Origin of the sequence: Blautia sp. DFI.9.10 (assembly GCF_024461705.1) — a bacterium.
GTDB classification, from domain to species: Bacteria; Bacillota; Clostridia; order Lachnospirales; family Lachnospiraceae; genus Blautia_A; species Blautia_A fusiformis.
Genome location: NZ_JANGAA010000005.1, coordinates 142,644 through 168,870, shown reverse-complemented (window position 1 = coordinate 168,870; position 26,227 = coordinate 142,644). Strand labels below are relative to the sequence as shown.

Here is a 26,227-nt window from a genome sequence, read left to right as displayed (position 1 = left end):
AAAAGTAGAGTTCATAAGCGAGCCTCCTTTTGTATAAAAAAAGATTGCAATGTATAATTCTTTTTTACCATACATTGCAATCTTTTGGAATACTATGTTCTAACTAAATGGCATTGAAAGCGGGCTTCGCAACTCTGAGTGCTTTCTCCCTCGCAGATTTCCTCCGCTTTGAAAAGCGGATAAATTTACACTAATACCCCCAAAAATAACCTCAACATTAAAAAAATAGATTTACATATAAAAGGAGGAGCCTCAACATGAAAACAACTATATTAAAAAACGAATTCAGGTACGGTGGTGCAGTCTATGAAGGCTACCGCCAGCCCGTAGGTGCAGACGACATTGTGGACTGGGATTTCCGCGAAAACCCAACCCACAATCAGATCATGCCTTTATTCCTTTCCTCGAAAGGTCGCTACATCTGGAGCGATGCAGGTTTTCACATTTCTTTCAGAAATGGTGAGATCCTGGCGGAAGGTCCGGAACCTATCATTCTGAAAGATGGCTTCAATGATCTGCGAGGTGCATACCTGGCAGCCATGAAAGCGCATTTTCCATTTCATGAGATCAAACTTTCAGACAGGTTTTTCAAAGTACCGGTATACAATTCCTGGATCGAACTTACCTATTATCAGACCCAGAAGAATATCCTGAAATATGCAAAAGGTATTCTGGAAAATGGTTTTCCATCCGGTGTTCTGATGATCGATGATGGCTGGTCTCCTTATTATGGAAGGTGGCAGTTCAGGGGGGATAATTTCAAGGATGCGAAGGCGATGCTCAAAGAATTGCATGAGATGGGATTTTCTGTGATGCTGTGGATCTGTCCGTTTATTACTCCGGATACGTTGGAGTTCCGGGAGGCTAGGGATAAGCATTTTCTGATTGAAACTCCGGAGGGAAAACCTCGTATCCTGGAGTGGTGGAATGGGTATTCTGCAGCTTTGGATCTGACGAATCCGGATGCGATGAAGTGGCTGAAGGATCAGCTGGATGTTCTGACGGATATGGGTGTGGATGGCTTTAAACTGGACGCGGGTGATCCTTGTTATTATCATGCGGGTGATAAGCTGTTCCGTGATGTTTCTACGGATGAGTTGTCCAGGCTTTGGGCTGAGTTTGGAGAGCAGTTTGCGTTTAATGAGCTGAGAGTGTGTTTCCGGGCCGGGGGTTATTCTCTGATGCAGAGACTTTGTGATAAGCAGACGAAGTGGGATGAGAGTGGTATTGCGGGATTGATCCCGGATACGTTGCTCCAGGGGCTTACTGGGCATCCTTTTGGCAGTCCGGATATGATTGGCGGGGGTGAGTATACCTGCTTTTTGAATGGGAATGAGAATGCGTGTACGCCGGAGATGTTTGTGCGGTATGCACAGATCGCGGCTTTGATGCCGGTGATGCAGTTTTCGGCTTCTCCGTGGAGGGTGCTGCCTGAGGCGGATTTTCAGAAGGTTAAGGCTGCGCTGGCGCTCAGAGAGAAATGTCTGCCGGAGATTTTCAAGGCTGTAGAGTGTGCGAAAGTTACTGGTGAGCCGATTGCCCGTTCTATGGAGTTTGTTTTCCCTGGACAGGGTATGGAGAGGGTGATGGATCAGTTTATGGTTGGTGATGCGCTTTTGGTGGCGCCTGTTTGGAAGCAGGGGGAGGTTGTCAGAAGTGTGACTTTGCCTGAGGGGCAGTGGAGGTGTGTTAGCCTTGGAGAGACTGAGGGTGATGTACTGAATGGTGGCCGGAATGTGGTTCTTGGTGAGAATGATGGGCTGGTTGTTTTGAGGAGAGTGTAGGACAACGCACAACAATTGCGTGCCCGGAAAGGGGGAGCGCGAGGGGGAAAAACGGGCTTCGCAACTCTGAGTGCTTTCCCCCTCGCAGATTTCCTCCGCTTTGAAAAGCGAAAATACTATATCTAAAAATACTATATCTAAATAAATAACAATTTTCCCAAGCTTTTCATCACAAAAGCGAAATATCCTCCTCCGGAGGAAGCAGCTTCTTAAAAAATCGATACAACAGCATCGAATTTATAAAAGCTACAAGTCCAAATCCAAAGAAAAACCAGCAGCATGCGTAAAGTGGCTGTAGCTTTGCATCGAGATATGTCATATACAATGGAAAGATCGTGATCACCGCAATGGCGATCGTTGTGGGGAAATGCATAAATGCCAGCAGAAATGCATTTCTGCAAAGTGCCCCCAGTGTATTAGCAAAGGTTGCGATTACCGGGAATATGTATAAAGTAAAAATTATCAGCAAAGTCAGAACCCCCACAGAAAGATAAAACAGCATATGTGCAGCGCTTCCTTCTGCATGGAGCAGAAAGCGGATATTCAGGATGAGCATGGTTCCGGCAGCAAGGATCAGCAGCCATATGATCAGTGACTGTTTGAAGTTTTCCTTAAAAGCTCTGAAAAATGTTTTCGTTGTGCCGTTGTTATTCCCTTTTACTGTACGCATCATGCAGTGATAAAGGGCAGTTAGTGATGGCCCAATGGTGATCACGGGGATGCAGCAGAGAATAAAAAGAAGATTGGCGATCACGATGTCACCCAGCTTGTTGAGAAATACATGGACGACATTATCTTCATTTAAAAGATTCATAACGAAATACCGTTACTGAAAACTTATAAAAAGTTATAAACTTCTATGTTTCATTCCTACTTCAACGAGTATGCTTTTGATGATATAAATATCTATCTACTCACAAGTTCTTGTACTCTCCATAGGCGTAAATTCCGGATTAACGTACCCGTACATATTTGCACTAACGTTTTAGTGTTAGCTTGCAACTCTTTCTCCATAAGCCTTGAGATTTATAGATGCCTGAAAATCTCTATCAATGACATTTCCACAATCACATTTATAAATTCTGTCAGATAATTTCAAGTCTTTTTTAATGTTTCCACAGCAACTGCAAAGCTTTGATGATGGATAAAACCGATCAGCCACAATAAGCTGGATCCCTTTATCGCTGCACTTGTGTTCAAGCTGCTTTTTAAACTCAAAAAACCCCTGATTCTGAACTGCTTTTGATAAATGTCTATTTTTCATCATTCCACTAACATTCAAATCTTCAATACAAATAAATCTTGGTTTTCGACTTACAATTTCAGATGTAGTCTGATTCAAATAGTTCTTACGGATATTTGTTAATCTGTGATTTCGTTTTAATAAAAGTTTTTCCTTTTTGATTACATTATTTGTTTTGCAGTAACTTTCTCCTTTCTTATTTTTCTCGTAAGAGCGAGAGATACTACGCTGTAATCTGCGTTTCTGTTTTTCCAGTTTCTTTACTTTCTGACTTTTATTGATGTTCTTATACTTAGCTCCATCAGAGCAGATAGCCAGATCTTTGATCCCTAGATCTATACCAATCCCATCATCATTAAGTTTTTCTATGCAATCAGGAAATTCCACACATACGCTGATCCACCAGTTCAATCCGTCAAAGGATATTCGCGGATTCATATATTTAGCATCTGTAGGAATACGACCATGCTCTGCAAGTCTTACCCAATTTAGTTTTTGTTTATTTCTTTTCCTGCTCGAAGAAAATCCTTCAAACTTAACATGAGTATTGCTGAATTGTATCTTAATATTATCCTGATAGAACTTCGGCATTGCTCTCTTTTTTGACTTGAACCTTGGGAATTTCTGCAAACCTTTGAAAAAGTTCTTATAAGCAGTGCAGGCATCTTTGATCCCCTGTTTGGTTACATTATTTGAAATACTCAATAACCATGCGTATCCATCAGAATGTCTAAGCTTTGTAAATTCTTTTCTGAGTTCTGCATCTGAAATGAATTTTCCGCCTTTTTCATAGTTTTCTATTTCCCTTGCCAAAGCCCAGTTATAAGCAAATCTTGAAGCACCTGCGTACTGAAACATCTTAGTTTTCTGTACATTGTTTGGTATCAACATTACTTTTATGGCTTTTACCATCTACTTCCTCCTGTATCAGTTCCCGGATAAGTTTCTTAGCTTTATTCGCTCGTTTTCCTTGTAATTTGCAACTGAATACTGCGATCATCTGAACCAGATCTTCAACAAGTTCCTGCTGTTCGGATTTTTCAGTATTATCAATCTGTCGTTCCAGATCATCTTTCTGTTTATGGCTGGAAACGCGACAATATCCAATTGTAATGCGATTTTTAGGCTTTACATTTATTACCTGGTTGAGTTGCTCGTCAGAATAATATCTATAGCCGCTTACTGTAGTATGATGCGGATGAAGTTTTCCATTGGCATCCCAATTTCGTAATGTCTGGGCGGATACGCCTATAATTTTTGAAAATTCATGTATAGAATAATATTTACTCAAAGCATCAACTCCTTTCAATAATATTCTACTCTAATATCTTATAAAACCAAACATGTACTTATATGATTTTATAATTTATATTTAACTGTTAATAACCTCCTTATATAGAAATATAGAAATGAAAAACAGACTATAGGTGTAAAGTCCGATCCAGCTAATCTTAGCACAGTTTTTGACTGTGTGTAAAGAGAGGGAACGCAGATAAGTATCTTGTGCATCACGAAGCGTATTGCCGGTCACAGAATGAACAGCAATATGCTTCGCAGCGAATACGGATCGTCAATACACATCTGACGGTGAGAAAAACAGTACAGCCGGGAAATTTTTCGGCAGGAAAAACGCAGGATACAGAACGGTTTATAGGACTGTATAAAAAAATATGGAATTTTGCGTGCACATGTGGAAATGATAGCGTGCATGGAATTGTGTTAGGAACGGAAAAACAGATTATTCGGCAAATGACATTTATACATGTTTTGAGTTAGTAAAAACATACAAAAATACATATGTAAAAATGTTGGTTTTGCTACAAGGGGATAAATGAGCGCCAAAACATACTCAAAAATAGTAAAAATTGTGAGGGTATATAAAAAAAACGTAAAAGAAACTGGAAAAATGACGGATAATTAACAAAGTGTGAACAAAAAATGGATAAAATGAATAAAAAAGTAACATTTTTCCATATTGAAATGACAATAATCCATTTATCATTTTTCCATGTGCAATTATAATAATATCAACGGTCAGGGACGTGAAAAAATATAAAAACTGACCAAAGAAAGAGGGAAAATAAGAAAGATTTAAAAGGAGGAAGAAGTTATGAATTTCAAAAGAGTAGCAGCATTATTGTTAGCAGGTGCCATGGTAATGACAGCAGTTCCGGTATATGCCAAGGGCGACGATGTTACACTTTCCGTATCCATCTGGGACACCAACCAGGAGCCGGGAATCAAAGAAATTCTCGCAGACTTCACAGAGAAGACAGGAATCAAGACAGAGATCTCCGTTGTTAAATGGGATGAGTACTGGACAATGCTCGAGGCCGGTGCACAGGGTGGTTCCCTTCCGGACGTATTCTGGATGCACTCCAACGAGAGTCAGAGATACATGTCCAACGATATGCTTCTTGATCTGACCGATAAGATCAAAGACAGCGATCTGATCGATCCGGAGAACTATCCGGAGGATATCTGGGGACTGTATACATACGATGATAAATATTATGCAGTACCGAAGGATATAGATACAATCGCTCTCTGGTACAACAAGACATTATTTGACGAGGCAGGACTTGATTATCCGACAGCTGACTGGACATGGGATGATGTTACAGAGGCAGCTAAGAAGCTTACTAAGGATGATGGTTCCCAGTACGGTCTCGGAATGAGAAATGATAACAACCAGGCCGGATACTACAACCTGATCTATGATAACGGCGGATACATCATCAGCGATGACAAGACAAAATCCGGCTGGGATGATGAGAAGACGATCGCAGCTATGCAGACACTGGAAGGATGGATCAAGGATGGCGTGATCCCGTCTCTTGAGACAATGTCCGAGAACAACGAGGACGTACTTTTCGAGGCTGGCAAGATCGCTATGACATGCCAGGGCTCCTGGATGCTTGCAGCATTTAAAGAGAACGAGTACACAGCAGCTAACTGTGATTGTGTAGAGCTTCCTAAAAACGCTGAGACAGGCAGAAGAGCTTCCTCATATAACGGACTTGGATGGGCAGCATCTGCTTCCGGTGAGCACACAGACGAAGCTTGGCAGCTGATCGAGTACCTCGGATCCAAAGAGGCTCAGGAGAAACAGGCTGAGCTTGGTGTTACAATGAGTGCATACAAAGATACATCTGATGCATGGGCTAAATCCGCAGACTTCAACCTTCAGGCTTATCTGAACATGATGGATGACATGGAGATCCGTCCATACTCCAAATCTACTGTAACATGGGAGAACGAGGACAACGAGATCCTTAAGGGCGTATACACAGGCGACATCACAATGGAAGAGGCTTGCAAGCAGATGGCTGATCAGATGAACGAGAAGCTGGCTGAGGAGTAAGCATTAAGAAACACCGATAATTAAGTGCAGTAATGAGAGGGGCCGCCGCACTCAGGTGCAGCGGCCTCATACATAGAAGGAATAGAAGGAGTGATTCTTATGGCTAAAACTACCAAGTCACAGGCACGGACAAAGAGAGAGCGCAGTGAGTTCCTCTGGGGCTGGCTGTTTATTCTCCCAACAACCATCGGATTGATCGTATTGAACATCATTCCGATCTTCCAGACTATTTACCAGAGCTTTTTCAAAACAGGAGATTTTGGTAAAGGAAATATCTTTATCGGTTTACAGAACTATCAGAAGGTTTTTGCAGATAAAGAGATCTGGCAGGCACTGATCAACACATTCAAATATGCGATCGTGGAGGTTCCTTTTTCCATTGTCATCGCACTTGTTCTTGCAGTACTTCTTAACAGAAAGATGAAGGGCCGTTCTGTTTACAGAACCATCATCTTCCTTCCGATGGTAGCAGCTCCGGCAGCGGTAGCCATGGTATGGAGATGGCTGTTCAACTCTGATTATGGTCTTATCAATAACGTTTTCCATGTTCATGTAAACTGGGTTTCTGATCCGAAAATTGCAGTATTTTCCGTTGCGATCATCGGTGTATGGTCTATCATCGGTTACAATATGGTTCTTTTTCTGGCAGGACTTCAGGAAATTCCGAGAGATTATTATGAAGCGGCAGAGATTGACGGAGCTACAGGTGTGAATGCATTCTTCAGCATTACGATTCCGCTTCTGTCGCCAACTATTTTCTTTGTACTTGTTACCCGTGTAATTGGATCCCTGCAGGTATTCGACCTGATCTATATGGTTATTGACAAGTCAAACCCGGCACTTACCAAGACTCAGTCACTGGTTTATCTGTTCTATAAATATGCATTTATCAATAAGAACATGGGATACGGCGCTACGATCGTAGTAGTACTTCTTATTATCACCATGATCCTGACAGTATTCCAGATGATCGGTCAGAAGAAATGGGTATTCTACAACTAAAAAGGGGGATTAACCATGGATAGTATGGAAACAAAAAAGAAATTAACCACTATTTTAATACATGTCATACTGATCATTGTGTCCATAACGATGCTTGTGCCATTTATCTGGATGATCCTGACAGCTTTTAAAACTGTAACGGAAGCAACATCTGTAGATCCTTTCACCATTTTCCCGAAAATATGGAGAAAAGACGCATTTATTTCTGTTATCAATAACATGAACTTCCTGCTTCTGTACAAGAATACACTGCTTCTGATCTTCTTCCGAGTAGTGTGTGCGGTTCTTACAGCAACTATGGCAGGCTATGCATTTGGACGACTGAACTTCAAGGGCCGTGATCTCTGCTTCAGTCTTGTACTGTTCCAGATGATGGTTCCGGTACAGATCTTCATCATCCCGCAGTACCTGATGGTCAGCAAGATGGGTATGCTGAATACGATCTTTGCCCTTGTATTCCCGGGTATTGTCACTGCGTTCGGTACCTTCCTTCTGAGACAGGGATACATGGGACTGCCGAAGGATCTGGAGGAGGCTGCCAGACTTGATGGATGTAACATCGGTCAGACCTTCCTTTACATCATGGCACCACTTACAAGATCCAGTATGGTTGCACTTGGAATTTTCACAGCTGTATTCGCATTCAAAGATCTGATGTGGCCGATGATCGTTAATACAGATAAGGATATGCTGGTACTTTCTTCCGCACTTGCAAAGATGCAGGGCCAGTACGTATCCAAATTCCCGGAACTGATGGCTGCATCTCTGATCGCCTGCATTCCGATGATCGTGATCTACATGATCTTCCAGAAACAGTTTATCGAAGGTATTGCTACCAGCGGTGGAAAACTGTAATCAGAAATATTACATAAGGTAATACAAGACCGCTGACAATGTATATAACTGAGGATTTGGTTATTGAGGTTGTCAGCGGTATTTTTATCGAAGCAAATGCCAAAATGCACAGTTATTTGATGATTCTTAAGGAAAGAGGCGGATATTTTTATCCGCAGTAAACGAAAAAAGGAGAAAATTATGCCGATCAAATTTCACGAGGGATCAAAGACATTCCACATTTATAACAAACATTTAAGCTACATCACCTGTATCATGGAAAATGGCCAGATGGAGAATCTGTACTATGGAAAAGCTATCCGCGATAAAGAGGATTTCAGTTATCTTCACGAGGAGATCATGCGTTCCCTGATGGCTGTATGCGTTCCGGAACCGGGACTTCTTTCCATGCAGTATACCAAACAGGAGTATCCTGTTTACGGAACCGGTGATTACAGAAATCCTGCCCTTACTGTTCGTCAGGAGAACGGAAGCGAGATCGTAGATTTCAAATATGTTTCTCATGAGATTTACGGCGGCAAGAAGAAGCTTGCCGGTCTTCCGGCAACCTATACAGAGAACGAGGAAGAGGCAACATCTCTGGACATTACACTTCATGATTCTGTGATGGACACAGACCTTGTTCTTACATATTCCGTATATGAGGATTACCCGGTGGTCACCAGAAGTGCACGCCTTGTTCAGAAAGGGGATCAGAAGATCCGTCTTGAGAACGTGATGAGTGCAGCAGTGGAGTTCCCGGATATGGATTATGAGATGATCCATCTTTCCGGTGCGTGGGCACGTGAGCGCTATGTAAAAACACGCAAACTTGAGATGGGTACACAGGCTGTACAGAGTCTTGCAGGAACCGGCTCCAGCTCTGAGCAGAATCCGTTTATCGCGCTGAAGCGTCCTCATACAACAGAAGATACAGGCGAGGTTTTCGGCTTCAGCTTTGTGTACAGCGGCAACTTCCTTGCACAGGTCGAGGTTTCCACCTACGAGATGACACGAGTTATGATGGGAATCAATCCACAGGGATTTTCCTGGGAGCTTTCCAGAGATGAGGAATTCCAGACTCCGGAGGTTGTTATGGTATACAGCGATAAGGGCTTAAACGGAATGAGCCAGGCTTACCACAGACTGTACCGTGACCGCCTGATGCGCGGAAAATGGAGAAATCATGCACGCCCGATCCTTCTTAATAACTGGGAGGCAACCTATTTTGATTTTGATGAGGAAAAAATCCTCAATATTGCAAAAAAAGCCAAAGAGGTTGGGGTAGAGCTTTTCGTTCTGGATGACGGATGGTTCGGAACCAGAAACGATGATTACCAGGGCCTTGGCGACTGGTTCGTAAATAAGAATAAGCTTCCAAACGGAATTTCCGGACTTTCCCGTAAGATCGAGGAGATGGGCCTGAAATTTGGTCTCTGGGTAGAGCTTGAGATGGTAAACAAGAACAGCGACTGCTACAGAGCACATCCGGACTGGCTCATCGGAGCACCGGACCGTTTTGAGTCCCACTCAAGACATCAGCACGTTCTTGATTTTTCCAGACCTGAGGTTGTGGATTTTATTTATGATTCCATCTCCAAGGTTATTGAGGAATCTTCCATTTCCTACATTAAATGGGATATGAACCGCTACATGTCCGAGCCTTTCAGCCGCGGCGCATCTGCAGCAGATCAGGGCAAGACTATGCATAAATATATCCTTGGTGTATATGAGCTGTATACAAGACTGACAGAGAGATTCCCTGACATTCTCTTTGAATCCTGCGCAAGCGGCGGAGCAAGATTTGATCCGGGAATGCTGTATTTTGCACCGCAGACATGGACCAGTGATGATACCGATGCAGCTGAGAGAGAAAAGATCCAGTACGGTACCTCCTTTGTTTATCCGATCGTCAGCATGGGATCTCATGTATCAGCAGTACCGAATCATCAGCTGCACCGTACCACACCGCTTTCCACGAGAGCAAATGTGGCATATTTCGGAACCTTTGGCTATGAGCTGGATCTGAACCTTTTAAGTGCCAAAGAGATCGAAGAGGTAAAGGCACAGGTGGAATTCATGAAGGAACATCGTGACCTGATCCAGGTGGAGGGTGATTTCTACCGTATCTTAAGCCCGTTCGAAGGAAATGATACTGCATGGATGGTTGTTTCCAGAGACAAAAAGCAGGCAGTTGCCGGATACTATGAAAGACTGAACAAGGTCAATGCTTCCTGGATGCGTCTGCGCTTCAAGGGTCTTGACGAGGATCAGCTTTACAAAGTAAAATGGGAAGATAAGTGCCTGAAAGCTTACGGAAATGAGCTGATGTATGCAGGAATCCCGGTTGATCGTGACTACTGCAATAAGACAAACGGTGATTTCCATTCTGTATTGTATACAATTGAAGCAGAGGACTGATTTCTGTAAATGATGGAATAAAAATTATCTGCAGAAAAAACATTCGCCTGACCAGAAAAATAACAGGCCGCCGGATATGGCGGCCTGTTATTGGGTGGCGAAGCAGCTCACAGGCAGAAACATAATATATGACATCAGGGAGGTGACAAGTTGCTTCATACAGTTGGTTTTACAAGCTCGGACAGCTTTAAATGTCTGGAGAATTTAAAGAAAGGTGCGGTGGATCTCTGTCTTACTTATTGTGGATGGGAAAAATGCGATCCGGGACATCGATTTGGACCAAATAACAGGATCTCTCATGTACTTCATATCGTGGAATCCGGAAGCGGAGTTTTTGAGATGGATGGCCATCAGTATCATCTGACAGGTGGAGAAGCATTTCTGATCCCATCCAGTGTGGAGGCCTGGTATGAGGCAGACATGGACAATCCCTGGACATATCGCTGGGTAGGATTTGAGGGAATGACTGCGGAGGAAGTGATCCATGTAAGCGGCTTCAGCCGGGAAAATCCGGTCCGAAGGATCCACTGTATGGAAAATGCTGCAAAATATATTGATGCAATGGTCCAGACCAACAAGCTCGTTTTTGAAAATGAGCTGAAACGGAACGGACTTCTGCTGCTTCTTTTTTCTGACCTGATCACAGATAACCGGGATGCATGTCTGAGAGAAGGCAAGCTTCTTCCATCCCACAGATATCCCAATTCCGTTTATGTGGAGCAGGCAGTGGATTACATTGCAGCCAACTTTGACAAGCGTCTGAAGATCAATGAGCTGGCAGACCGCATTGGCGTCAACCGGAGCTATCTTACCAGCTCGTTTAAAAAAAGCCTCGGATGCTCGCCGCAGGAATATCTTATGAATCTTCGCATCGAGAAGGCAAAGACTCTTCTGAAAAACGGAGATATTCAGGTCAGTGAAGTAGCTGCAAAAGTAGGGTATGGAGATCCGCTGGCTTTTTCCAAGGTATTCAAGGCAAGAACAGGAAGAAGTCCGAGAGAATACAAGGAAGAAAAGAGAAAACTTGTAGTGAAGGGGAAAAAAGGGGATTATACGGAATCTGAGGACTGATTCTGTGATATATTTCACGAAGAAAAAAACTCTCTGTCTGTGCCAGAATATATAAAATTCTGGTATCGGGCAGAGAGTTTTTTATGTCATAAGAAATGTTATAGAAAATTACTTCCAGGTATCTCATGCAACAAAACAACAATTATTAACATCAAAGTACATATTTTAAACAAGTTTCTGGTAGTATGATAAGATCACAAAGAAAACGAAGCGGGACTGCACCGCAGAAATAGCAGAAAATCAGGAATTTTAAAGAAAAATATAACAATTCCGGATAAGAGATCCAACAAAGAAAGCAGGAGGAAACGAACATGATCAAAATTACATTCATGGGAGCTGGAAGCACGGTTTTCGCAAGAAATGTACTTGGCGACTGTATGTGCACACCGGCACTTCGCGAGAGCGAGATCGCACTTTATGATATCGACGAGAAGAGACTGGAGGATTCCAGGATTATCTTAAGTGCCATCAACCACAACGTAAATGAGGATCGCGCAGTGATCAAAACATATCTCGGTGCTGAGAACCGTAAAGATGCACTTCGTGATGCAGACTTCGTAGTCAATGCCATTCAGGTAGGCGGCTATGAGCCATGTACAGTAACAGACTTTGAAATCCCGAAGAAATACGGCATCAAACAGACTATCGCAGATACCCTGGGAATTGGTGGTATCATGCGTGCACTTCGTACCATTCCGGTTCTGGAAGAGTTCGCACGGGATATGGAAGAGGTCTGCCCGAACACTCTGTTCCTGAACTACTCCAACCCTATGGCAATGCTCACCGGCTATATGCAGCGTTTCACAAAGATCCGCACCGTAGGTCTCTGCCACAGCGTTCAGGTTTGCTCCCAGAAACTTCTTGAGGGAATGGGAATGGAAGACAAGCTTGAGGGACGTACCGAGCTGATCGCAGGTATCAACCACATGGCATGGCTTCTTGAGATCCATGACAAAGACGGAAACGACCTGTACCCGGAGATCCGCAGAATCGCCGAGGAGAAGAATACCTCCGGCGAGAAGCATGAGGATATGGTACGTTACGAGTACATCCGTCATCTTGGATACTACTGCACAGAGTCCAGTGAGCACAATGCAGAGTATAATCCGTTCTTCATTAAATCCAAATATCCGGAGATGATCGAGGAGTTCAATATTCCGCTTGACGAATATCCGAGAAGATGTATCAAACAGATCGAGGGCTGGGAAAAAGAGCGCGAGGATATCCTCAAGGATGGCAAGATCGGCCATGAGAGAAGTAAAGAGTATGCTTCTTATATCATGGAGGCTGTTGTTACAAACACACCGTACAAGATCGGTGGAAATGTTCTTAACAACGGTTATATCGATAACCTTCCGTCGGATGCTTGCGTAGAGGTTCCATGCTATATCGACGGAACCGGTGTACATCCGGTAAAAGTGGGCAAGCTTCCTACACAGCTGGCAGCTATGAATTCATCCAATGTCAGCCCGCAGCTCCTTGCTATTGAGGCAGCAGTGACCAAAGACCGCCAGAAAATCTATCAGGCAGCCATGATGGACCCGCACACAGGTGCAGAGCTGAACATCAAAGACATCCAGGCAATGTGTGATGAGCTGATCGAGGCACATGGGGATTATATGAAGATGTACCGCTAAGGCAGGAAATGATCGGAAGGCAGCAAAAACTTTGAAATAAATATGCAAGGCGGCATATAAAGGCCGGAACACCAGAATGGGGAGGGTGTTCCGGCCTTTCTTTATATGGAACTTTTGATAAATAATAAAAACAACAGATCGCTGTCCAGGTCATGGAAGAACTGGAACGTCAGGGCAAAAAGATCCCGGAAGATGTTGCGGTAACCGGCTATGATAATTCACTATATGCAAGACAGGGACAGGGCATTACCACTATCACCCATCCCCAGGAAAAACTGGGAGATCGATGCTTATCCGGTTAATGAGATCGCAGAATATGTTCAGGATGTAAGCCAGGGAGATATTGATGTTCTGGTAGAAGAATATTATAATAAATACGATATGATTCTGGATGGACGTGACCCTGAGGAATTTAAGAAGCATGTAGCAGTCCAGGCAGGGATCGAGATCGGTTTTGAGCGCTTCCTCGAGGAGAAAAATTATCAGGCTATCGTAACACACTTTGGTGATCTGGGCTCCCTGAAACAGCTTCCGGGACTTGCGATCCAGCGACTGATGGAAAAAGGCTATGGCTTCGGTGGCGAGGGTGACTGGAAAACAGCAGCTATGGGTATTGAAGCGGTTTATATTGATGGCGATACAACGATCCGGAATCTGCAGAATGAGCTGAGATGGAACAGCATGTATTTCAGCAAATAATACGGGAGGTTTTTTACAATGGGAGTAAATGAGGCAAAAACAGCAATTCTTGAGAATCGTACGGCTCTTGGTATTGAGTTTGGTTCCACAAGGATCAAGGCAGTTCTGGTGGACGATAAGAACCAGCCCATCGCATCCGGAGCCTATGAATGGGAGAACCAGTATGTAGATGGTATCTGGACATACAGCCTGGAGGAGATCTGGAAGGGTCTCCAGGGCAGTTACCAGGATATGGCAGAAGATGTTCAGAAAAAATATGGAGTGGAGCTTACAAGCGTAGGTGCGTTTGGTGTCAGTGCCATGATGCATGGCTATATGCCGTTTAATAAAGAGGGAGAGCTGATGGTCCCGTTCCGTACCTGGAGAAACAACATCACAGGAGAAGCCTCTGAGAAGCTGGCAGAGCTTTTCCATTACAATATCCCTCAGAGATGGAGCATCGCACACCTGTATCAGGCGATCCTTAACGGTGAGGAGCATGTAAAAGATATCGATTATATCACCACTCTGGAAGCCTATGTGCACTGGAAACTCACCGGAAAAAGAGTTCTTGGTATCGGTGATGCGGCAGGTATGTTCCCAATCGACAGTGAAACGAAGGACTATAACGAGGAGATGGTTCAGAAGTTCGATGAACTGGTTGCGCCTTATGGTTTCCCATGGAAGCTTCGCGATATTATGCCGAAAGCTCTGGTGGCAGGTCAGGATGCAGGAGTTCTTACTGAGGAAGGCGCAAAGCTTCTGGATGTAAGTGGAAAGCTGAAAGCTGGAATCCCGATGTGTCCGCCTGAGGGAGACGCAGGAACCGGTATGGTTGCCACAAACAGTGTCCGTCGGCGTACCGGAAATGTTTCTGCGGGAACATCTGTATTTGCCATGATCGTCTTGGAGAAGGCACTTTCCAAACCGTATAAAGAAATCGACATGGTTACCACTCCGGCAGGAGATCCGGTTGCCATGGCACATTCCAACAACTGTACTTCGGATCTGAACGCATGGGTAAATGTGTTTAAGGAATTTGCAGAAGCTATGGGCATGGAAGTAGATATGAACAAACTGTTCGGAACTCTTTATAACAAAGCCATGGAAGGCGACCCGGACTGTGGCGGACTTCTTTCCTACTGCTATTTCTCCGGCGAGCATATGACCGGCTTTGAAGAGGGACGTCCACTGTTTGTACGTTCTCCTGAGAGCAAATTTACACTGGCAAACTTTATGCGAAATAATCTTTACACCTGCCTCGGCGCCATGCGTGTAGGTCTGGATATCCTTCTGAATCAGGAGCATGTAAAGATCGATAAGCTTCTGGGTCACGGCGGTCTCTTTAAGACAAAGGGTGTCGGCCAGCAGATCCTTGCAGATGCGGTAGATGCACCGGTATCCGTAATGTCTACAGCAGGAGAAGGCGGAGCCTGGGGAATCGCACTTCTGGCTTCCTATCTTGTTAATAAAAAAGATGGCGAGGATCTTGCAGATTTCCTGGATGAAAACGTGTTCAAGGGAAATGAAGGCAGCACACTCGCACCGGAAGAAGAGGGCGTGAAGGGCTTCAATGCTTTTATGGACCGGTATATGAAAGGCATTGGCATTGAGCGTGCAGCTGTAGAGTCGGAGGTCTGGTAGGCTTACAGGCTGGCTGCCAGCTTCCTGATATCTTCAAGCTTTGGACAGGCTTTCATGCTGCCTTTATCCAGCATATTCGGGACGGTGATGATTCCTTTATCCTCCCACTTGAGATAAGCGGTCATTCCCTTGTACTGTGCAATGGCCGCGTCAAAAACATGATCAGCGCCTGCGTCAAGAAGAAGTGCAGTTTTGTTAAAATGGAATCCTGTGCTTCCGCAGGCGTACAGACGGTCAATAACGGTCTTAAGCTGTGCGGTCATATCGAACCAGTAGACCGGTGATGCAAAAACAACCATATCGGTGTCGGAAAGCTCTGCGAGAACGTTTTCCATATCGTCATCCTGGACGCACTTTCCGCCGTGGGAGTAGCAGTATTTGCATCCGAGACATCCGCGGATGTTCATATTTGCGATATTAAGGATATTTACGGTGTGACCGTTTTCTCTGGCAGTTTCTGAAAAAGTATCTGCCATGATCTGTGTGTTACCGTTGTGGCGTGGACTGCCGTTTAAGATTGTGATCTTCATTTTGAATTCCTCCGTTTATTATGTATAGCCGAAGCAAATGCAGAAAAAAATCTGCATTTGCTTCGGCTATATTGTAACACAAAAATATAAAAGGAATAAAAAAATTCGGGTATAAGCTGGTTATTATATAATAAATAACCGTATATTGACACTTGCATCAGCGTGGTAATATAATCATTTTATAGATGACTAAAAATGTCAGAAATGGTCAAAAAAAGGAGGAAGCAGATATGAAAAAGTATTTGACAAAGATCAGTGCGGCATTACTGATCATGGCTATGTGCATTATAGGATTTGGTGTAGTTTCGGTACAGGCCTCTATGAACAGTGAATCTATAGACTACAGACTGGGAGAAACCAGTAAGGGAAAACATCATTCAAATGCATATTACAAATTTGTACTTAAACAGAAATCGCATGTCTCATTAAAAGCGACGACATTAGATGGGGAAGTATTGTTTTCAATATATAATTCTTCAGGTAAAGCAGTTATGGTGCCTGGTAATGTAACATTCAAGCAGAATAATGCGACTGGAAAAGGTAGTGCGAGGGTATCCAAAACTTTAAATGCAGGTACGTATTATCTGGAGGTATATGCCTGGGATAATGTTTATAGTGACCGGGAATACTATTTCAAAATCCAGGCAGAACCGTTGATCACTCTTTCACGTGGAAGTATTACATCGCTTAAAAGTAAAAAAGCCGGACAGGCAACGGTTGTCTGCAAAGCAGCATCCAATGCGATTGGATATAGAATTCAGTATTCTACGGATTACCGCTTCCGCAAAGGCGTAAAAACAATATATTCTCCCACAAGAACCAAAACCCTTACCAAACTGGCAAAAGGAAAAAGATATTATGTAAAAGTTTGCCCGTTTACCGTATATGATGATGGTGAATATGTTTTTGGGATGAATTCTTATGTGAAAGCAATATACGTGAGAAAAAAATAAATTTTATTGAAAATAATTCTCCGTAATGATATCGTGAGACACGAAAAACACAGAAAAAATAAGAGAAACCGTACATATACAGGAGGAGAAAAAACAATGAAATTAACCATGCTTGGAACCGGAAATGCTCTGGTAACTGAGTGTTACAATACCTGCTTTGTGCTCAGCGATGAGTATGGACATTTTCTGGTTGACGGAGGCGGCGGAAATACCGTGCTTTCCCAGCTGAAAAAAGCAGGCATTGATCTGATGGATGTTCATGAGATCTTTGTTACACATAAGCATGTGGATCATATCATGGGAATCGTGTGGGTGATCCGTATCATCTGTCAGAACATGAAGAAAGGTACTTACCAGGGTGAGGCGAATATTTACGCTCATGACGAAGTGATCGGACTTCTGAAGGACATGGCATTCAAGCTTCTTAATAAAAAAGAGACTCAGTACATCGGTGACAGACTCCACCTCATTGAGGTAAAAGACGGCGAGGAGAGAACCATCCTTAATAAAAAAGTGACCTTCTTTGATATCGGTTCCACCAAGGCGAAACAGTTCGGTTTCCATATGATCTATGACGGTGGTAAGGTACTTACCTGCTGCGGAGACGAGCCATACAATGAATGTGAAGAGAAATACGCAAAAGGCAGCGACTGGATGTTCCACGAAGCATTCTGTCTGTATGGACAGCGTGATATCTTCAATCCATATGAGAAGCATCACTCCACAGTTAAGGATGCCAGTGAGCTGGCTGAGAACCTTGGAGTTAAGAATCTTGTCCTGTATCACACAGAGGATAAGAATATTAAGAAACGTAAAGAGCTTTACGGAGCAGAAGGCAGAGAGTATTATCACGGAAATCTGTTTGTTCCGGATGATCTTGATGTGATCGAAATGTAATAACTGTAAAAAGAAAGACTGGAAGTATGGCATATGCTGTATTTCCGGTCTTATTATGTTTGGAAACAGAGAGGATACTAATAAATTTCATAGTACCTCTGTCAGGTAGAAAAATACTTGTATGGCAAAAAGGTATCGTTTACAATAAAGAATACACACATAGCATTGCAAGAGCATGTCAATAAGAACAGATCTGAAAATTACAGATTCGTATCCGGCAAAAATAAGATTTTACAAATTACGAGGTGACAGAACATATGCCAGCAACAGATAACATCACACTTGAAAAAAAATACAGAAAACTCCAGGAAATCCTCCGTTCCCTGGGAAGTGTAGCCGTAGCTTTTTCCGGTGGAGTGGACTCCACATTTTTACTGAAAGCTGCACAGGAAACACTTGGTGACAAAGCTATGGCCATTACCGCATGTCCATGCTCCTTCACCGACAGAGAACTGAAAGAAACGCAAGATTTCTGCCAGGAAAATCACATTTGCCAGGAGATATGCAAGATCAACGAATTCGATATCCCGGGGTTCCGTCAGAATCCGCCGGACCGCTGCTATATCTGCAAAAAAGCCATCTTTACCAGACTTTGGGAAGCTGCAAAGGCGTGCCATATGAACATGATCGTGGAAGGTTCCAACATGGATGATCTGGGCGACTACCGTCCGGGAAAAAGGGCTATCCAGGAGCTTGGGGTCCGCAGTCCGCTCCAGGAAGCAGGCCTCTATAAAGAAGAGATCCGGGAGCTGTCAAAAGACATGAATCTTCCAACCTGGAACAAGCCATCCTTTGCCTGTCTTGCTTCCAGATTTGTATACGGTGAGACCATTACCGAGGAGAAGCTTCACATGGTAGATCAGGCCGAGCAGTTTCTGATGGATCTGGGATTCCATCAGTTCCGTGTTCGCATCCACGGTACCATGGCAAGGATCGAGGTTCCGGAAGAAGAGATCCTGAAAATTGCAGATAATGAAACAAGAACAAAGATCACAGAGAAATTCCGCACATTGGGATTTTCTTACGTGACTCTGGATCTTCAGGGCTTCCGTTCCGGAAGTATGAATGAAACACTGGGAAAATAAGTATCAGAAAATAAAATAATCCCCCGGAAATACCGCGCGAGAAGTATTTCCGGGGGATTGCTGCACGAATAGAACCGGAGGCCCGTTACTGTGTTCAAATCTTAATTTTCGGATTGAGAATATCTGCCTGGCAGGCTGTATATCTTACATATAATCTTTCAGCACATCATGATCCCGCAGTACTTTCTCAATCACAGTACCCTTCACAACATTCAGAAGTGGTTTCTTCAGTGCATTCAGCGGCCCTGGCAGCTGGATCTCCAGCGGGGATTTTCCGTCCATCAGCTTCACACTGCTGTCCAGAAGCTCACGGATATCGTAAACGCTTCCCCATACTTCCGGAACCCCACGGTCTACACCGAAAAGTCCGTATACAGCCTCCATTGCAGTACGTACGGAATATTCTGTTGTGAATACGGTATCACGAGGAGTTTCCGCGAACTGGCCCAGGAATGCAAAGTTTACACAGCCATCCGGGATAACATCCGGGCGGTCACCTTTGGTACGCGGCATGAAGAAGGCGGTGATGTACGGCATCATGGTCGGAACGCAGACAGCGCTGTTTTCTGCCATATCGTCGATCTGATCTACCGGAACACCCAGGTGGTACAGCCACTCGGCGGTAATTTCCTTACCGGTACAATCCTTCATCGGCTTCTTGATATAATCACCGGGAACATCTGTGAACAATCCGTAAACCCATACACAGACCTTTTTCGGGTCCTGATCCTTGAACTGTCCCTGACGGTTGATGGTCCAGCTTAAGAGCCATTTGGAATCCTGGCAGCTTACGATACCACCGGTAACAACCTTGCCGGTACGTGGGTCACGCTGGCTGATATTGGTGATATAAGGGATAATACGGTCATCCAAAGTGGTGACAGTAGCGGATTCCCAGTTTGTTCTGGAAATGTCTGAGCAGAACTTTTCCGGATGTCCGAAGGAAGGATCCTGAGCTGCGATATTTTTCCACAGAGACCATACACCACTGGTACGGACCTCTGCATCGCCGTTTGGTGCATGGTTCTGGTCGCCGTAGATCGTGCCCTCTGTACAGCTTCCGTTAGTGACGAAAACATAATCATTTTCTGTAAGAAGGATGCCCTGCTCCACATCTTTTACCTTGCACTCGATAGCAGTGGCGATCTTTTTGCCATCCTTGAAATTAAAGATCACGTTTGTGACCTCAGTATTAAACTGGAAGTCAACACCTGCATCCTCCAGATATTTTTTCATGGGAAGGATCAGGGATTCGTACTGGTTGTACTTGGTGAATTTCAGGGCGCTGAAATCCGGAAGACCTGCAATGTGGTGGATAAAACGCTGAAAGTAAAGCTTCATCTCCAGAGCACTGTGCCAGTTTTCAAATGCGAACATGGTCCTCCAGTACAGCCAGAAGGTGGAATCAAACACTTCATCATCAAATACATCTTCGATGGTTTTATCGTAAAGATCCTCATCCTTTGTCATAAACAGCTTCATGATCTCCATGCAGCCCTTCTGGCTCAGGTTAAATTTTCCGTCGGTATGGGCATCCTGTCCACGGTTGACGGTTGCACGGCAGAGAGAATAGTTCGGGTCGTGCTTGTTCAGCCAGTAGAATTCGTCCAGAACAGAAGCACCCGGTTTTTCAAGAGAAGGAATACTGCGGAAAAGATCCCACAGGCACTCGAAATGGTTTTCCATCTCACGACCGCCACGCATGATATAGCCTCTGGACGGATCAAAGATTCCATCGCAGGCACCGCCGGCAATATCCATGGCTTCCAGGATGTGGATATGATCACCTGGCATCTGTGCGTCTCTTACCAGGAAGCATGCAGCAGCCAGGGAAGCAAGACCGCTTCCTACAATGTAGGCATGCTTGTCGTCCACACCTTCCGGTTTTTCCGGACGGGCAAAGGCTTCGTAGTTACCGTTGGAATAATAAATCCCTTTGCTGTTTTTGTCATGCTTTCCACGCTCGGTGTTGCGGTAGTTTGCAGTAGTTTCTTTCACATGGAGGGTTTCCTCTTCGTTGATCTCTCTTGTTTTTTTCATCAGCATGGCTGCGCCTGCTCCGGCTGCCGCAAGTGCTGCAAGTCCCATGAATCCTTTTTTATCTGACATATGACATCCACCTTTCGTAAATGAGATACCTGTTTGTATCGGATTAACTGTTCTTTGTTGCTGTTGAGGCTATGATAGCCCATCCGGAAAAAAGAATCTATTTACAAAATACCGAAAGTGTTCAGTTTTTTATCATTATGTCTGTTTTGATAAGTTTTTATTCTGTATGCATTTCTGCTGTTTTGTTTCTGGCGGCAAAATTGCGGATGGCGTTGTCGATGCTTCCGTACAGTGCGGTTGCGGTATCATCTGCGATTTCGCGATAATCTTCGCGCATGCCGTTTTTGATCCAGTCCAGCATGATCCCTACAAAGCTGTATTTATACAGATCTGCGATAAAAATTTTCTGTTCATTCGTGATGGGGATATCTTTTGATTTTTCTGTTACCACGCCCATAAGAAGATCGCAGGTAAGCTGGAACAGATAATTCTCGATCTGTTCCCGCCCCACGCAGCGGTATACATTTAAGATAAACGGCTTGTTTTCCATCACGGCATCAAAGATCTGCAGAAGCCCTTCATGCCATGTGGAAGAGGTTTTTTTGCCCTGAAGGGCAATTCTGGCATCTTCCAGACAGCACCACTCCACAAGATCATAGATATCTTTGAAATGATAGTAAAAAGTCATGCGGCTGATCCCGCAGTCCGTAGTCAGGTCGTTGATGGTGATCTTATCTAAAGGCTTCTTAAGAAGCAGATGTTTCAGGGATTCTTCCAGGGCAAGCTTGGTTGCGTTTGTCATGTCTTGCGGCCTCCTTTGGCAAGGTTATAGTTATTAATATAACATGAAAGTGCACAGAAAATCCATGTTAAACAGTGACTTTTCTGTGAAATTATGATAAACTGGATCTGGAATATTTTGCGGAACAGAACGGAGTGTACTATGAAGAAAAAATCAGTTTGTATCCTGCTGATCTTTGCTGCCGTGATAGTACTTACTTATGTGACAGGAGAATCCTATTACAGAGGAATCAGTGAAAAAGCAGGGTTGGATAAACAGGAAGAGAAAATATATAAATACCAGTACGACATGATCGTGGACAGCCCCGATTCCCAGTTCTGGCAGGCAGTATATGACAGTGCGAAGAAAAAAGCAGCTCAGAATAATGTACTGCTTGAGATCATGGGGCCGGACAGAGGAACATCCTATGATAAACTTGATTATATGAATATGAGCATTGCGGCCAAGGCGGATGGTATTATCCTGCAGTATAATGGAGAAGCCGGTCTGGAAGAAGCAATCAATACTGCAGTAAGAAACGGAATACCGGTGGTTACAGTCATGAGTGATGCGGTGCACAGCCGCCGCCAGAGCTTTGTGGGAGTCAGCGATTATCAGCTTGGCATGGCTTACGGGGAAATTGTTGCCAAATACGTGGATGAGAACACGAAGAAGATCCTGATCCTGCAGAAACGGGATATTGATGATATGAACGAAAGTCAGATATACACTCAGATCAGCAATGCGGTGAAGATGGCAGCTGGGTCTGAGGATATTGAGATCAAGGGAAGGAATCTTCTGTCAACAGGAACCTTTGAAACAGAGGAGGCAGTTACTGATATTTTTCAGCAGAAGCGGAATGTTCCGGATATCCTTGTGTGTATGGATGAGGAGACAACGGAGTGTGCAAGACAGGCAATTCTGGATTTCAACCTTGCAGGAAAAGTGAAGATCATTGGTTATTATACATCTGAGGATATTCTGGCGGCAGTTGAAAAAGGTGTTATTTCAGTTACCTGTGATGTGGACACGACCCAGCTGGGACAGTACAGTGTGGAGGCAGTTACCAGCTATATAGAAGATGGAAGAACCAATTCTTTCTACAACGTAGACATTAATTTTCTTGACAGAACAGCAGTGAAGAAGATGAGGAGGGAGGCAGTCACAGATGAAAAAGATCCGTTGGAGTGACTTTTCTCTTGTAAGCAAGATCATGATCGAGGTTGGCGTGCTGGCAGTTTTACTGTTCAGCATCAACATGTTGTTTTATGCGCGGATCAACAACTCCATGCAGGAGATGGATGATGTGTATGCCAGCAATGCCCAGATCACAGAGCTTGGGCAGGTTTTTGACGATGTGCAGGACAGTATGTACCAGTATCTGAAGGTAAAAAACTCTCAGGCACTGATGGATTATTATCAGAATGAGGCGAAATACAGGCAGGAGCTGGAGAAGTTAAATGAACGGAATATTGATGATTCCGTAAAACTTCTGGAGAAGAAGATACGTAAGATGTCGGAATCATATCTTTCCTGTACCGCAGGAACTGTAGCTGCCAAGAGAGGCAGGAATGTGGAGAAATATAAGCAGGAATATGATGAAAGTCTGGAGCTTTACAGTTATATCCAGAGTTCTATGGATGAGCTGAACAAGCAGCTTTTTAAAGAAAATTCCCAGACTTATGCAGCTCTCCGGGCGGTTATGAGATATCTGGAGATCAGTAATATGATGATCATGCTTCTGGTGGTGATCTGTGGAATGTTCCTTCTGATCATGGCAACAAGGGAGATGTTCCTGCCGCTGACTAATATGGCAGAAACTGCACAGCTGGTAGGTCAGGGGAATTTTAATGTAAAGATGCCCCCAGCAGATTCCAGGGATGAGCTTGGAACGGTAACAAGAGCCTTTAATACCATGGTGGATAATCTTGGTCTTTACATTGCCAGGACAAAGGCCAGCATGGAAAAAGAACAGCAGATGATAGAGAGGGAGCTTTTGATGGAAACACATCTCAAGGAGGCACAGCTTAAGTATCTCCAGTCTCAGATTAATCCGCATTTCCTTTTTAATTCCCTGAATGCAGGAGTACAGCTTGCAATGATGGAGGATGCAGAAAAAACCAGTATCTTTGTGGAAAAGATGGCAGATTTTTTTCGCTACAATGTAAAGAAGGGTGAGGAAGATGCCACACTGGAGGAAGAACTGGAGGCTGTGGACAATTACATTTATATTCTGAATGTACGGTTTGCCGGGGACATCCATTTTTCAAAAAAAGTGGAATGTGATGTGGAAAATGTACGTGTTCCCAGTATGATCCTGCAGCCGGTTGTGGAAAACGCAGTCAATCATGGAATCCGGAATATAGATTGGGAAGGACATATTGATCTCAGTGTGGAGAGATGGAACGACCATATTGAGATCAGTGTTCGGGATAACGGACTGGGCATGACCGGAGAACAGATACAAAGAGTACTGTCAAAAAAAGTCCACAGCAGTTCAGGCGAGGGTGATTCCACGGGAATCGGAATGAATAATGTGATCAGCCGTCTGGAACTGTATTATGAGCGGGACGGATTAATGGAAATATACAGTGAAGGTGAAGGAATGGGAACAGAGGTAGTGATCAATATTCCTCTGGAGAGGAGCGAAAAAAATGTACAGAATCCTGATTGCTGATGATGAGGGGATCATGCTGGAATCCCTGAAAAATATTATAAGTTCCAACTATGGAAATGAATGTGAGATCCATACAGCCAAGACAGGCCGTGTGGTTGTGGAGGAGGCGGAGAAATATCCGCCGGATATCTGCTTTATGGACATTCAGATGCCGGGCTTAAGTGGAATCCAGGCAATCCGGGAAATTCAGAAATTTAACAGATCTGTGGTCTTTGTGATCATTACAGCCTATGATAAATTTAATTATGCCAAGGAAGCGGTAAATCTTGGAGTTATGGAATTTCTTACCAAGCCGGTAAACAAAAAGGTGATTCTGGAAATATGCTCCAAAGCTATGGAAAAGGTAGATTCTACAAGACAGAAGCGAAGCGATGATCTCCGTATCCGTGAAAAGCTGGAGACAGTTGTGCCCATGATTGAGAGCGGATATATCAATAATATTCTTCTGCAGGATGATTTTCAGACATATCAGGATAATTACAGGGAGCTTCTGGATATCCGGGAAGAATATGGATATATGATCGTGGCTGAATTCGGGGATTCCACGGAAAATGGCGTTCTTACCAATGCGGTGGGGGCCAGTGTGAAGGCAAACAAATTTTATTCCACATTCCGGGAAATCGCTCAGGGATTTTTTGAATGTCTGGTAGGACCCATTATGGGAAACCGTATTGTACTGCTTGTTCCATACCGTAATTCCAGGGAGTCCTATGAGGAACGTGTGGAGGTTGTAACAAGAACCAGAAACATGGTACATAAGCTGGAAAGCAGGATCGACAGTAAATTTCGCTGTGGTATCGGCCGGGTGAAGGAGATGGGAAGCACCATGAAAGAATCCTTCAAGGAGGCCATGATCGCACTTCGGGAAAGCACCAGCCATGTTATACATATTGAGGATGTTCCGGCTGCACAGAAATATGACGGCGAATATCCAAGAGATTTGGAACGTCGCTATGAAAAGCGGGTGATGGATAAGGATGTGGCAGGAGCTTTAAGCTGTGCCGAGGAATTTATCCGGTGGATGGAGAAGCAGCCGGGAGTAGATCTGGAGGACATGCGCATCAAGATCCTGGAGCTTGTGATGGGAGTGGAAAAAAAGGCCTTTTTTGCAGGTACCGTGAAATATGCGATCAGCTGCCGCAGAAATTATATTCATGAGATCCAGGAATATACAGATATAGAAGGAATGAAAAAATGGTTCCTGGGCAAAACATCAGAAATCTGCAGTAACATGGAAAGTGCAAGGGAAAAAGAAGCGGTTTCTATTATCGAAAAAGCAAAGTCCTATATTCGGGACAATTACAAAAAAGATATTTCACTGGATGAGGTGTCACGGGAGGTGGATATCAGCCCTTATTATTTCAGCAAGCTTTTTAAGCAGGAGACCGGAGGAAATTTTATCGAGTATCTTACAGAAGTGCGGCTTCGGAATGCAAGAGAACTTCTCAAGGATTCAGGGCTTTCCATCAAGGAGATCTGTGCGGAATCCGGATACAACGACCCCAATTATTTCAGCAGGATATTCAAGAAATACGAAGGCGTGACACCAAGTGAATTCAGAGAGAAGTTGAGGTAGA

The 26,227-nt window shown here is 44.0% G+C and carries 21 protein-coding genes and 1 pseudogene; 16 read left to right on the top strand and 6 right to left on the bottom strand.

Annotated features, from left to right (window positions below; genetic code table 11):
- The first annotated feature begins 257 nt into the window (after nucleotides 1–257).
- Nucleotides 258–1,784: a glycoside hydrolase family 31 protein gene (locus NE671_RS05225; protein WP_256163740.1), complete on the top strand. Its 1,527-nt coding sequence runs from the start codon at nucleotides 258–260 to the stop codon at nucleotides 1,782–1,784.
- A 169-nt stretch (nucleotides 1,785–1,953) separates the two neighbouring features.
- Here NE671_RS05225 and NE671_RS05220 read toward each other — a convergent pair whose 3' ends face one another.
- From NE671_RS05220 to NE671_RS05210, 3 genes are all read right to left on the bottom strand, one after another.
- Nucleotides 1,954–2,598, bottom strand: coding sequence for a YesL family protein (locus NE671_RS05220; RefSeq protein ID WP_015526055.1), 645 nt, complete (start codon nucleotides 2,596–2,598; stop codon nucleotides 1,954–1,956).
- Between the two features lie 177 nt (nucleotides 2,599–2,775).
- On the bottom strand, nucleotides 2,776–3,939 hold the full coding sequence (locus tag NE671_RS05215) for an RNA-guided endonuclease InsQ/TnpB family protein (RefSeq protein WP_173768967.1): 1,164 nt from the start codon (nucleotides 3,937–3,939) through the stop codon (nucleotides 2,776–2,778).
- A complete protein-coding gene (locus NE671_RS05210; RefSeq protein ID WP_110103295.1) occupies nucleotides 3,887–4,318 on the bottom strand; it encodes a MerR family transcriptional regulator in 432 nt (143 codons plus the stop codon). The genes NE671_RS05215 and NE671_RS05210 overlap by 53 nt, the downstream gene beginning before the upstream one ends.
- Nucleotides 4,319–5,137: 819 nt before the next feature.
- Between NE671_RS05210 and NE671_RS05205 the strand changes: the two genes are divergently transcribed.
- From NE671_RS05205 to NE671_RS05165, 9 genes and pseudogenes are all read left to right on the top strand, one after another.
- On the top strand, nucleotides 5,138–6,391 hold the full coding sequence (locus NE671_RS05205) for an ABC transporter substrate-binding protein (RefSeq protein WP_021650446.1): 1,254 nt from the start codon (nucleotides 5,138–5,140) through the stop codon (nucleotides 6,389–6,391).
- Nucleotides 6,392–6,490: 99 nt separating this feature from the next.
- On the top strand, nucleotides 6,491–7,393 hold the full coding sequence (locus tag NE671_RS05200) for a carbohydrate ABC transporter permease (protein ID WP_015526053.1): 903 nt from the start codon (nucleotides 6,491–6,493) through the stop codon (nucleotides 7,391–7,393).
- Between the two features lie 15 nt (nucleotides 7,394–7,408).
- The gene (locus NE671_RS05195) at nucleotides 7,409–8,248 is read left to right on the top strand and encodes a carbohydrate ABC transporter permease (protein WP_021650444.1); all 840 of its coding nucleotides are present in this window, start codon (nucleotides 7,409–7,411) and stop codon (nucleotides 8,246–8,248) included.
- 180 nt (nucleotides 8,249–8,428) lie between these two features.
- On the top strand, nucleotides 8,429–10,648 hold the full coding sequence (locus tag NE671_RS05190) for an alpha-galactosidase (RefSeq protein ID WP_015526050.1): 2,220 nt from the start codon (nucleotides 8,429–8,431) through the stop codon (nucleotides 10,646–10,648).
- A 150-nt stretch (nucleotides 10,649–10,798) separates the two neighbouring features.
- Nucleotides 10,799–11,719 (top strand): AraC family transcriptional regulator, encoded by a 921-nt coding sequence (locus NE671_RS05185; protein WP_021976649.1) that lies wholly within the window; start codon nucleotides 10,799–10,801, stop codon nucleotides 11,717–11,719.
- Nucleotides 11,720–12,030: 311 nt separating this feature from the next.
- Nucleotides 12,031–13,356, top strand: coding sequence for an alpha-glucosidase/alpha-galactosidase (locus NE671_RS05180; protein ID WP_015526048.1), 1,326 nt, complete (start codon nucleotides 12,031–12,033; stop codon nucleotides 13,354–13,356).
- A gap of 152 nt (nucleotides 13,357–13,508) precedes the next feature.
- A complete protein-coding gene (locus NE671_RS16010) occupies nucleotides 13,509–13,658 on the top strand; it encodes a substrate-binding domain-containing protein (protein WP_110103297.1) in 150 nt (49 codons plus the stop codon).
- Nucleotides 13,633–13,965 (top strand): annotated as a pseudogene (locus NE671_RS05170) (L-arabinose isomerase family protein); the annotation flags it as partial. The gene NE671_RS16010 and the pseudogene NE671_RS05170, both read left to right, overlap by 26 nt.
- Nucleotides 13,966–14,073: 108 nt before the next feature.
- A complete protein-coding gene (locus NE671_RS05165) occupies nucleotides 14,074–15,678 on the top strand; it encodes a xylulokinase (protein ID WP_173741278.1) in 1,605 nt (534 codons plus the stop codon).
- A gap of 2 nt (nucleotides 15,679–15,680) precedes the next feature.
- Here NE671_RS05165 and NE671_RS05160 read toward each other — a convergent pair whose 3' ends face one another.
- Nucleotides 15,681–16,208, bottom strand: coding sequence for a flavodoxin family protein (locus NE671_RS05160; protein ID WP_110103299.1), 528 nt, complete (start codon nucleotides 16,206–16,208; stop codon nucleotides 15,681–15,683).
- Nucleotides 16,209–16,438: 230 nt separating this feature from the next.
- Between NE671_RS05160 and NE671_RS05155 the strand changes: the two genes are divergently transcribed.
- From NE671_RS05155 to larE, 3 genes are all read left to right on the top strand, one after another.
- A complete protein-coding gene (locus tag NE671_RS05155) occupies nucleotides 16,439–17,161 on the top strand; it encodes a fibronectin type III domain-containing protein (RefSeq protein WP_195656122.1) in 723 nt (240 codons plus the stop codon).
- 96 nt (nucleotides 17,162–17,257) lie between these two features.
- Nucleotides 17,258–18,058 carry an MBL fold metallo-hydrolase gene (locus NE671_RS05150; RefSeq protein ID WP_195656121.1) on the top strand — a complete coding sequence of 267 codons (801 nt, stop codon included), beginning with the start codon at nucleotides 17,258–17,260 and terminating at the stop codon, nucleotides 18,056–18,058.
- A 257-nt stretch (nucleotides 18,059–18,315) separates the two neighbouring features.
- Complete coding sequence (larE, locus tag NE671_RS05145; protein ID WP_256163739.1) at nucleotides 18,316–19,143, top strand: ATP-dependent sacrificial sulfur transferase LarE; 828 nt, start codon at nucleotides 18,316–18,318, stop codon at nucleotides 19,141–19,143.
- A 144-nt stretch (nucleotides 19,144–19,287) separates the two neighbouring features.
- On the opposite strand, the gene NE671_RS05140 is transcribed toward larE, so the two are convergent.
- Entirely contained in the window at nucleotides 19,288–21,252 is a 1,965-nt protein-coding gene (locus NE671_RS05140) for an oleate hydratase (protein ID WP_256163738.1), read from the bottom strand.
- Nucleotides 21,253–21,409: 157 nt separating this feature from the next.
- Nucleotides 21,410–21,994, bottom strand: coding sequence for a TetR/AcrR family transcriptional regulator (locus NE671_RS05135; RefSeq protein ID WP_173758656.1), 585 nt, complete (start codon nucleotides 21,992–21,994; stop codon nucleotides 21,410–21,412).
- 141 nt (nucleotides 21,995–22,135) lie between these two features.
- Here NE671_RS05135 and NE671_RS05130 point away from each other — a divergent pair, with 141 nt between their 5' ends.
- From NE671_RS05130 to NE671_RS05120, 3 genes are read left to right on the top strand one after another with little or no spacing between them, the layout of a single operon-like run.
- Entirely contained in the window at nucleotides 22,136–23,164 is a 1,029-nt protein-coding gene (locus NE671_RS05130) for a sugar ABC transporter substrate-binding protein (RefSeq protein WP_015526039.1), read from the top strand.
- A complete protein-coding gene (locus NE671_RS05125) occupies nucleotides 23,142–24,650 on the top strand; it encodes a sensor histidine kinase (protein ID WP_021650429.1) in 1,509 nt (502 codons plus the stop codon). The genes NE671_RS05130 and NE671_RS05125 overlap by 23 nt, the downstream gene beginning before the upstream one ends.
- Nucleotides 24,628–26,226, top strand: a complete 1,599-nt coding sequence (locus NE671_RS05120) for a response regulator transcription factor (RefSeq protein WP_256163737.1) — start codon at nucleotides 24,628–24,630, stop codon at nucleotides 26,224–26,226. The genes NE671_RS05125 and NE671_RS05120 overlap by 23 nt, the downstream gene beginning before the upstream one ends.
- Nucleotide 26,227 lies beyond the last annotated feature (1 nt).